Here is an 8,799-nt window from a genome sequence, read left to right as displayed (position 1 = left end):
GGGTTTTTGGGTTGTCTTCTGCCTTCCCTCCCCCCCCCCCCCGCCTCCCCCGGGGGGGCGCCCCCCCCCCCCCCCCCAGGACCTAGAGGTTGCCCAGCGGCTCGATGTCCACGCGGACCGGGGTGCCCCACACCCGCAGCACCTCGTAGTCGGTGAACTCGTGCACCAGCCGGTAGGCCATCGCGGGACGCGAGCCGCGCCGCTGGGCGGCGAGGTAGAGCTCCGCCTCCCGGCGGTCCCGCCGGGGCGTCCCGCACAGCTGCCACTCCTGGCCGTTCCACAGCTCCGGCAGCCATCGCTGCTGGGGCTGCGGACGGTCCTCGCGCACCCCGTACCGCGAGGGCGCGTTCTCCGTGGCCCGGGGTGCCGCCGGCCCGTTGATCTCCGCCCTCCGGGCCGCCCTGCGCCGCGTCTCGCACAGCAGGCACAGGTCGGGCGCCGCCTTGTCGACGGGGCCGTTCGGATGCTCGGCGCAGCGGGTGCTCGGTGCCGCCGTGGAGATGCTGTCGTCCAGCAGGTCCAGGGCCCGCCGCAGGTCCGCCCGAACCTCCCGCAGCTTGCCGTCGGCCGTCTCGGTGGTCAGCGTCTCCCCGTGCTCCCCGAGCAGACGCAGGGCACGGCCGAGAGCGGTGAGCTGGGCGTGGTTCATGGTGTCCCAGGGTAGGCGCTGTCGTGGGGAACGTGTCGGGGCGTGGGCGCGATGCGGGTGTGGGGTGCGTTCGTGTGGTCGGGCTTCGGGCGGGCGATGAGTTTCGTCCGTTCGGGCAGTCATCCTCCTGTCGGCCCAGCCAGGAGGAGACCCCGTGAGTCAGCTGCTGAGAGTCCAGAACTTCTGTGTGTCGAGCGACGGCTTCGGTGCCGGTGAGGGCCAGAGTCTGGAGCGGCCGTTCGGCCACGCCGACCCCGGCGAACTGTTCGCCTGGGCGGGAGCCACCGCGAGCTGGCCCCACCGCACCGAACCCGGCGGCAGCAGGGGCCTCGACGACTACTTCACCCGTGACTACGACCGCAACATCGGGGCCGAGATCATGGGCCGCAACAAGTTCGGCCCTCAGCGCGGGCCCTGGCAGGACCACACCTGGCAGGGCTGGTGGGGCGACGAGCCCCCGTTCCACACCCCCGTCTTCGTCCTGACCCACCACCCCCGCCCCTCGTTCACGCTCTCCGACACCACGTTCCACTTCGTCGACGCCGACCCCGCGACGGTTCTCGGGCAGGCCCGCGAGGCCGCCGGAGGCAAGGACGTCCGCCTCGGCGGCGGCACCACGACGATCCGTGAGTTCCTCGACGCCGATCTCGTCGACACCCTGCATGTCGTGGTCTCCCCGGTGAAGCTCGGCTCCGGGGTACGGCTGTGGCACTCCCCGGACGAGCTGCTCGACCGCTTCCGTCTCGACGTGGTGCCCAGCCCGAGCGGGGTCACGCACCATCTGTTCTGGCGGAAGTGACGGGGCAGCGGCGGAGGGAGTGACGGGGGTCGTTCAGCCGGCCGTGGCGTCCGCCCGGCCGGCCGCCACGGCCCGCTCGGTCCGGCCGGCGTCTGTCTCCTCGTCCTCGTCCGGGCCGCCCAGGCCGCCGAACGCCCAGGTCGCCGCGAAGCCGACCGCGTAGCCCGTGACCAGGCCGCCCGCGTAGATCGCGGTCGTCGTCAGCAGGCTCCGGCTGCCCGCCAGCAGCGGGAACAGGGCCCAGCCCGACGGGCCGATCGCCGTCGCGCCGACCTGGTGGCCGAGCATCGCGAAGAAGCCGATGAAGGCGCCGCCGGCCGCGCCGCCCGCGCAGGCGGTGAGGAAGGGACGGCCCAGGGGCAGCGAGACACCGTAGATCAGCGGCTCACCGACGCCGAGCAGCCCGGCGGGCAGGGCCGACCTGATCGTCGTACGCAGGGAGGTGTCGTGGCGGCGGCGGACGTACACCGCCGTCGCCGCGCCCACCTGGCCCGCGCCCGCCATGGCCAGGACGGGGAGCAGGACCGTGTAGCCCTGCTGTTCGATGAGCGTGGTGTGGATGGGGATGAGGGCCTGGTGCAGTCCCAGCATCACCAGCGGCAGGAACAGTCCGCCCAGCACCAGGCCCGCGAACGCGCCGGTCGTGGAGAGCAGCCAGTCCGCCGCCGTGCCGATGGCCGTGGAGATCTCGCCGGCCACGTACATCAGGCCGTACAGCGTGGCCAGTCCCGCGACCAGCACGGTCAGGGCGGGGGTGAGCAGCACGTCGAGCGTCGGCGGGACATGGCGGTGGCACCACTTCTCGACGTACGTGCCCAGCAGGGCCGCGCCCAGGGCGCCGAGGACACCGCCCTGGCCGGGGGAGAGGGCCAGGCCGAACGCCGTCACCTTCGCCACGCCCGGGTAGACGACCACCGCCGCGACCGCGCCGCCGAGCACGGGCGTACCGCCGAACTCCTTCGCCGTGTTGTGGCCGACGAACACCGCGATCAGCGCCATGAAGCCCGACGCGATCGCCGCGAGGGCGGGGGTGAGGCCGGGCAGCCGGCCGGCGTTGACCAGCAGCCCGTTGATGCCGGCGAGGACGCCGCAGCCGATCAGGGCCGGGATCAGGGGGACGAAGATGTTCGCCACGCGGCGCAGGGCGAGCTTCAGCGGGGTGGCGTTGCGCCGGCGCTGCTCAGCCTTGAGCTCCGCGCCGTGGGCGGCCAGCCGGGCGGCCGTGCCGACCTCGGCGTCCTCGTCCTTGTTCTCGTTCTCGGTGGCGAGCAGTTCCTCGAACGCCGCCGTCACCCGGCCGACCACGCCCGGACCCAGCACGACCTGGTACGTGTCGTCGGACACGACCCCGAGGACGGCCGGCAGCGCGCGCACCCGTTCCTCGTCGACGAGGGAGAGGTCGGCCAGGCCCAGGCGCAGGCGGGTCATGCAGTGGGCGACGGAGGTGACGTTGGCAGGGCCGCCGACCAGGGGGAGGAGGGCGGCGGCCGTGGCGTGCGGGGTGTCCGCGCGGGGTTCGTCCGGGCTGGGGCGCATGCCCCGAGCGTGCGGTCACTTCGCGGCGGCTGCCAGCGCGGCGCGCAGATGGCCGCCGGACTCCTCCAGAAGGCGGGCGGCGGTTGGGCCGTCCACGTCGGCCAGGATGGTGAGGATCGCGTCCTTGACCTCGCCGTCGGTCGCCGCGAGCGCCGTCTCGATCTCCTCGTCGGCCGCGCCGGTGGCCAGCGCGACGATGCGGCGGGAGCGGGCGCGCAGCTTGTCGTTGGAGGCGCGTACGTCGACCATCAGGTTCCCGTACGTCTTGCCCAGCCGGATCATCGTGATCGTCGAGATCATGTTGAGGACGAGCTTCTGCGCGGTGCCGGCCTTCAGCCGGGTGGAGCCGGTCACCAGTTCCGGGCCGGTGGCGATCTCGATGCGGTGCTCGGCCGCGGCCCCGAGCGCGCTGCCCGCGTTGCAGGACAGGCCGACGGTCAGTGCGCCCAGGGACCGTGCGTGGGCCACCGCTCCCACGGCGTAGGGGGTGCGGCCGGAGGCCGAGACGCCGATCACCGTGTCGGCGGGGGTCAGTGCGAGGGCGTCCAGGTCCGCGCGCGCCAGGTCCTCGGAGTCCTCCGCGCCCTCCACCGAGGTCACCATCGCCTGCGGGCCGCCCGCGATCAGGCCGACGACCTGGCCGGGGGCGGTGTTGAAGGTGGGCGGGCACTCGGAGGCGTCCAGGACACCGAGGCGGCCGGCGGTTCCGGCGCCGGCGTAGACCAGGCGGCCGCCGGTCGCCATCCGGCGGGTGATGGCGTCTACGGCGGTGGCGATCTCGGGGAGGCGGGCGGATACGGCGGCGGGTACGGATGTGTCGCCGGTGTTCATGAGGCGGGCGATGTCGAGGGTGGGGAGCTGGTCGATCTCGGCGAGGTCCTGGCGGAAGGCTTCGGTGCCGAGGGTTTCCAGGGTGGTGCGGAGTTCTTGGGGGGTGGTCATGGCGTGCGGCTCTCTTCGGTTGCAGGCCGTGGGTTGTTTGGGGTGGGCGGCTTGGGGGGTGCGGTGGGGTGGTGCGGGTCGGGGTGGTCGGGTGCGGGTGGTGGGTGGTGGGGGTGTTTGCGCAGTTCCCCGCGCCCCTCTTCGCGCAGTTCCCCGCGCCCCTTTTTGCGCGTTTCCCAACGCCTCCTGAAGATTGCGCGGTTCCTCGTGGCCCTGGTTTGCGCAGTTCCCCGCGCCCCTTAAAAGCGTTGCGCAGTTCCTCGCGCCCCTGAAAGGTTGCGCAGTTCCTCGCGCCCCCAAAGGACTGCGCGCCCCTCAGAGACTCGGGGGTCAGCGGCGGTGGCGGTGGGCGAGGGCCTCGTAGGAGGCTGCCAGGGCCGGGGCGGCTGTTTCGTAGGTGCGTTGGGCTACGCCGACGAACAGGCAGTCCACGACCAGGAGTTGGCTGGTGCGGGAGGACATGGCGGCGGGGCGCAGTTCGGTCTCGCGGGAGGTCGAGGTGGTCAGTACGTGGTCGGCGTACTGCGTGACCGGGGAGTCCGGGCGGCCGGTGATCGCGACCGTGGTGGCGCCGTGCTCGAAGGCGACCCGCAGCGGCTCGATGACATCGCCCGTGGAGCCCGAGTGGGTGATGGCGATCGCCACGTCCTTCGCCCGCAGTTGCACGGCGTTGGTCACCGCGAGGTGCGGATCGCTGTGGGCGTGGGCTATGAGGCCTATGCGCAGCAGCTTCTGGGTGAGGTCCTGGGCGACCAGGCCGGAGGCGCCGATGCCGTAGACGTCGATGCGGCGGGCGGTGGCGGCCGCCGCGACCGCCGCGCCCAGCTGGACCGTGTCGAGGGCGGCGGCGGTGTCGGCGAGGGTCTGCTGTTCCTCGTAGGCCAGTTTGGCGACGACGTCGGAGAGCGGGTCGTCGACCGCGATGTCGGTGGTGATGGACGGGGCGCGCCCGGACTGCTGCTGCGCGGCGAGGCCGGCCAGGGCCAGGCGCAGATCGCGGTAGCCGGGGTAGCCGAGGAGGCGGGCGGTGCGTACGACGGTCGCCTCGCTCGTGCCGGTCAGTTCGGCGAGGCCGGTGACCGTGAGGGCGGCGCAGCCGGCCGGGTCGCTCGCGACGGCCTCGGCGACGCGCTGCATGGAACGGGTCATCGAGGGGGCGAGGGTGCGCACCTTGGCGGCGAGGGCGGCCGGGGCGGGCGGGGTCTCGGGGCCCGCGCCGGCTGCTGCGAAAGTTTCCTTCACATTCCTGGTCACCCATGAAAGATATTTTCGGCTCAGGCCCCGGTCAAGAGTGCGCACAATGGGAGCATGGAAGCCATTGGTCCGCAGGAACAGGCCCTGCACACGGCACGCGCACTCGTGCTGGCCGATCTCGTCGCGGGCCGGGTGGCCGAGGCCGACGTGGTCTCGCTCGTCGAGGAGTCCGTCACCGAGCGGCGCTGGTGGGTCGAACAGTGGCCGCAGGGCGCCGAGTACGTGGCCGGGCTGATCGCGCAGGACGTGCAGGACGCGCTGCTGGAGCGGTACGGGCGATGGCCGCTGTGCCCGGTGTGCGGCTCCGGCGACCCGCACGCGCTCGACGTGGAGCCCGAACTGGGGCCCGATCCGCACTGGGTCTGCCACAAGGCGGGCGTGCGGGTGGCCTCCCTGGGCTCGCTGGGTGCCGCGGGCGGGCCGTCGCCCTCGTGACCGTCTACATCGACCCGCCCGCGTGGCCGGGACACGGCCGCCTCTGGTCCCACCTGGTCAGTGACGTCTCCTACGACGAACTGCATCTCTTCGCCGACCGGTTGGGCGTGCCGCGCCGGGCCTTCGAGCGCGATCACTACGACATCCCGGCGCATCGCTACCCCGACGCGGTGCGGGCCGGTGCCGTGGAGGTCAGCAGCCGCGAGGTGGTGCGGCTGCTGCACGGCGCCGGGCTGCGCCGGCGCAAGAGGCGGAGCGTCTGAGACCGCGGTGAGTCGCGGGTACGGGCCGGGCGTCAGTCGCGGCGCTCGTACGCCAGCATCTCCCCGTGCTCGCCCGTCCCGCCGACCGGCGTGAAGCCGCTGCGGGTGACGACCGCCTGCGACGGCAGGTTGTCGCGCTCGATCGTCGCGAACACCGAGGTGACGTCCTCGCGGGCCAGGGCCCACTCCGCCAGCGCGCGCAGCGCCTCGGTGGCGTGGCCCCGGCCGCGGGCGGACTCGGCGAGGTCGTAGCCGACCTCCACACGGCCGTCCCCGTCGGGCGAGCCGTGGAAGCCCATGCCGCCGATCGCGCGGCCGTCCTCGCGCCGGACCAGGACGTACACCCCGAACTCCGGTCGGTGCACCCCGGCTTCGTACGCCTTGAACATCATCCCGGACGCGACCCGGGTGCCGTCGAAGGGGCCGTCCTCGACCCAGTCGAAGCCGCCGTCGCCGCCCGCCTGGAGGTCGGCCGCGGCGGCCGGGGTGACGCCTTCGAGGGTGAGGTGCTCGGTGGGCAGGACCAGGTTGTTGGACCAGCGCCAGTCCGTGACCCGGGCGCGGCCGGGCAGTTCGCCGCGGCCCGTGGCCCACAGCAGGGTCGGCCAGGGGGCGGGGCCGGGCTGGACGGAGGGGAAGATCGTGGTGAGGACGTACTCGGCGAGCTCGGCCGGTGCCTCGTAGGGCACGCCGAAGCCCTGGGCGATGTCATGGGTGTGCAGCAGCGCCTCGGCGATGCCCATCGCGGCGAAGCCGTCGCGGTTCGCGCTGCGGAAGGGGTACGGGTGGAAGGCGCGCACCTCGCGCGAGGTGGTGCGCAGGGTCGCGGCGAACAGGGCGCCCATCGTCGTGACGACATGGATCAGGCCCGCGTTGTCGGCGCGGTAGTTGCCGTTCTCGTCGCCGTCGACGGTGATGTCGAAGGGTACGTACGACGACTGCGCCCGGCCGGCGAGGTTGCTCGCGTAGCCGATGAAGTCGCTCGCGATGTGCGTGGCGGTGAACCGGCAACTCCACTCCAGGCCACCGGCCTTGGTGTTCTCCCAGTCATCGTCGGCCACCGTCCGCAGCAGTGTCGCGCAGCTCTCGGCGGCCTGTTCCACTCGTTCCGCACCCATGAATCGCATGCGGGCAGGCTAGGCCGCGGGCGACCTCAGGTCGACAGCATTTCGAGCTCGGCCCGCAGGTTGTAGCGGGCGGTCGCCTCCCAGTGGCGTTCGCCGTACGGGGTACGGAACAGCCTCGGCAGGCCCAGGAGTTGGCGCAGAATGTCCGAACGGCCCGCGCGGAACGCGTCGTTCGGCACGAAGTGGTACTCCTCGCGCACGGCCGCCGTGTACGCGGCGTACGCCGACGGCGGCGCGGCCAGCACCGCGAGGTCCGCGTCGCACAGCACCTGCCCGTCGAAGTCGTCCTCGCCCGGGTCGTGGGTGACGGTCAGCCGCACCAGCCGGGCCACTTCCGCCGTCCTCTCCTCCGGCACCCCGGCCTCCGCGAGGGCGAGCTCGGCGAGGCGGGCCGACCGCTCCTCGTTCTCGGAACGGTCCGGCAGGTAGACGGCGTCGTGGAACCAGGCGGCCAGCCGTACGGTGTCCGCGTCCGTCGCGTATCTCTCCAGCGTGTCGACGTGGTCGAGGACCGCCGCCAGATGCGCGAGCGTGTGGTAGTGCCGCTGCGGCTCCTGCCAGCGGGCCAGCAGGTTGTCGGCGTACGGCGTCGGGTCGGGGCCCTCGGTGAGGCCGCGGGCGGCCTCCAGGGCACGGGCGAAGCGGGCGCGCAGGACGTCGGGATCGGCCATGCGGCCATTCTCCCGCGACCTGGGACCGGTCTCGCGCGACCTGGGACCGGCCTGCCCCGGCTCGGCCGTGTTCGGGGCGGCTTGGGGGGTGGCCGAACTCGTCAATCTTCGGCCGAGGTGCGATCTCGCGGGGCGGTGCCTTCCCGACGTACCCTGAGATTGGACTAGACCTGTAGTCGCTCCAGGGGAACACCGACGGAAGGGGTCGTATGAGCACGCGTGCAGTCCTGGAGGTGATCGCCCTCGACGCCGAGGACGCGGTCGCCGCCCAGGCCGGAGGCGCGGACCGGCTGGAGCTGGTCACCGACATGGCGGCCGACGGGCTCACCCCGCGGTCCGGCACCGTCGCCGCGATCCGCGCCGCCGTCGACATTCCGCTGCGCGTGATGCTGCGGCTCGCGGACGGGTTCGCCGCGGGGGAGGTCGACCGGCTGGTCGACGCCGTGCACGAGATGAAGGGCGCCGGAGCGACGGAGTTCGTCCTCGGCTTCCTCGACGCGCACGGCGAGGTCGACATGTACGCGGTCGAGCGGGTCGTCGCCGAGTTGTCCGGCTGCTCGTGGACCTTCCACCGGGCGATCGACCGGGCCGCCGACCGGGACGCCCTGCGCAAGCAGCTCGACGGGGTGCCGGGGCTCGACACGTATCTCACCGCGGGGGCGGCGGGTGGGGTCGACGACGGGCTGCCGACGTTGCTCTCCGAGGCGGTGCGGCGGGGGGAGCCGGGGTACGAGCAGCAGATTCTGGTCGGGGGTGGGTTGCGGCTGGAGCATGTGCCGCGGTTGTTGGAGGCGGGGATCGACGGGTTCCACATCGGTGGGGCGGCTCGCCCTGTGGGCTGGGCCGGGCCGGTGTCCGTCGCCTCGGTCGCGGAGTGGCGCCGGGCGTTGGACGGGGGGCTGTGACCGGGCCCGTCCGTCGGCTCCCGTCCGCGCAGTTCCCCGCGCCCCTTTGAGACCGTGAGTCACTGCAGGTCCGCTGTGGCTGTTCGCGCAGTTCCCCGCGCCCCTTAAGAGGCCGGTGGGTCTGTGCGGGTCCGTTGTGGCTGTTCGCGCAGTTCCCCGGGCCCCTCAAAGATTGCGCAGTTCCTCGCGCCCCTGAACGATTGCGCAGTTCCCCGCGC

Annotated in this window: 10 protein-coding genes; 4 read left to right on the top strand and 6 right to left on the bottom strand. The window is 73.0% G+C overall.

The genetic code is table 11. From position 1 onward, the window contains the following. Nucleotides 1-82: 82 nt before the first annotated feature. Nucleotides 83-649 carry a hypothetical protein gene (locus tag ACZ6SQ_RS26135; RefSeq protein ID WP_469566151.1) on the bottom strand — a complete coding sequence of 189 codons (567 nt, stop codon included), beginning with the start codon at nucleotides 647-649 and terminating at the stop codon, nucleotides 83-85. Between the two features lie 154 nt (nucleotides 650-803). Here ACZ6SQ_RS26135 and ACZ6SQ_RS26130 point away from each other — a divergent pair, with 154 nt between their 5' ends. Next, nucleotides 804-1,448, top strand: coding sequence for a dihydrofolate reductase family protein (locus ACZ6SQ_RS26130; protein WP_469566149.1), 645 nt, complete (start codon nucleotides 804-806; stop codon nucleotides 1,446-1,448). Between the two features lie 33 nt (nucleotides 1,449-1,481). Here the strand turns inward: ACZ6SQ_RS26130 and ACZ6SQ_RS26125 are convergent, their stop codons facing one another. The 3 genes from ACZ6SQ_RS26125 to ACZ6SQ_RS26115 all read right to left on the bottom strand — a co-directional run bounded on the left by ACZ6SQ_RS26125 (nucleotide 1,482) and on the right by ACZ6SQ_RS26115 (nucleotide 5,180). Beyond that, nucleotides 1,482-2,984, bottom strand: a complete 1,503-nt coding sequence (locus ACZ6SQ_RS26125; protein WP_469566147.1) for a PTS transporter subunit EIIC — start codon at nucleotides 2,982-2,984, stop codon at nucleotides 1,482-1,484. 15 nt (nucleotides 2,985-2,999) lie between these two features. Further along, nucleotides 3,000-3,926: an N-acetylmuramic acid 6-phosphate etherase gene (gene murQ, locus ACZ6SQ_RS26120; RefSeq protein WP_469566145.1), complete on the bottom strand. Its 927-nt coding sequence runs from the start codon at nucleotides 3,924-3,926 to the stop codon at nucleotides 3,000-3,002. A 330-nt stretch (nucleotides 3,927-4,256) separates the two neighbouring features. Continuing rightward, nucleotides 4,257-5,180, bottom strand: coding sequence for a MurR/RpiR family transcriptional regulator (locus ACZ6SQ_RS26115; RefSeq protein WP_386377718.1), 924 nt, complete (start codon nucleotides 5,178-5,180; stop codon nucleotides 4,257-4,259). 54 nt (nucleotides 5,181-5,234) lie between these two features. Here ACZ6SQ_RS26115 and ACZ6SQ_RS26110 point away from each other — a divergent pair, with 54 nt between their 5' ends. Continuing rightward, nucleotides 5,235-5,615: a hypothetical protein gene (locus ACZ6SQ_RS26110; RefSeq protein WP_386377717.1), complete on the top strand. Its 381-nt coding sequence runs from the start codon at nucleotides 5,235-5,237 to the stop codon at nucleotides 5,613-5,615. Then, nucleotides 5,612-5,878 (top strand): DUF4031 domain-containing protein, encoded by a 267-nt coding sequence (locus ACZ6SQ_RS26105; protein WP_386377716.1) that lies wholly within the window; start codon nucleotides 5,612-5,614, stop codon nucleotides 5,876-5,878. The genes ACZ6SQ_RS26110 and ACZ6SQ_RS26105 overlap by 4 nt, the downstream gene beginning before the upstream one ends. A 32-nt stretch (nucleotides 5,879-5,910) precedes the next feature. Here the strand turns inward: ACZ6SQ_RS26105 and ACZ6SQ_RS26100 are convergent, their stop codons facing one another. Both ACZ6SQ_RS26100 and ACZ6SQ_RS26095 read right to left on the bottom strand, forming a co-directional pair. Further along, nucleotides 5,911-7,005 (bottom strand): GNAT family N-acetyltransferase, encoded by a 1,095-nt coding sequence (locus tag ACZ6SQ_RS26100; protein WP_469566141.1) that lies wholly within the window; start codon nucleotides 7,003-7,005, stop codon nucleotides 5,911-5,913. Nucleotides 7,006-7,031: 26 nt separating this feature from the next. After that, nucleotides 7,032-7,676, bottom strand: a complete 645-nt coding sequence (locus ACZ6SQ_RS26095; protein ID WP_469566140.1) for an HD domain-containing protein — start codon at nucleotides 7,674-7,676, stop codon at nucleotides 7,032-7,034. A gap of 209 nt (nucleotides 7,677-7,885) precedes the next feature. Between ACZ6SQ_RS26095 and ACZ6SQ_RS26090 the strand changes: the two genes are divergently transcribed. After that, nucleotides 7,886-8,581 (top strand): copper homeostasis protein CutC, encoded by a 696-nt coding sequence (locus ACZ6SQ_RS26090; RefSeq protein WP_469566138.1) that lies wholly within the window; start codon nucleotides 7,886-7,888, stop codon nucleotides 8,579-8,581. Nucleotides 8,582-8,799 lie beyond the last annotated feature (218 nt).

The sequence above is a fragment of the Streptomyces sp. NPDC048600 genome (genome assembly GCF_055587025.1).
This window is presented reverse-complemented; position numbering and strand designations above follow the sequence as displayed.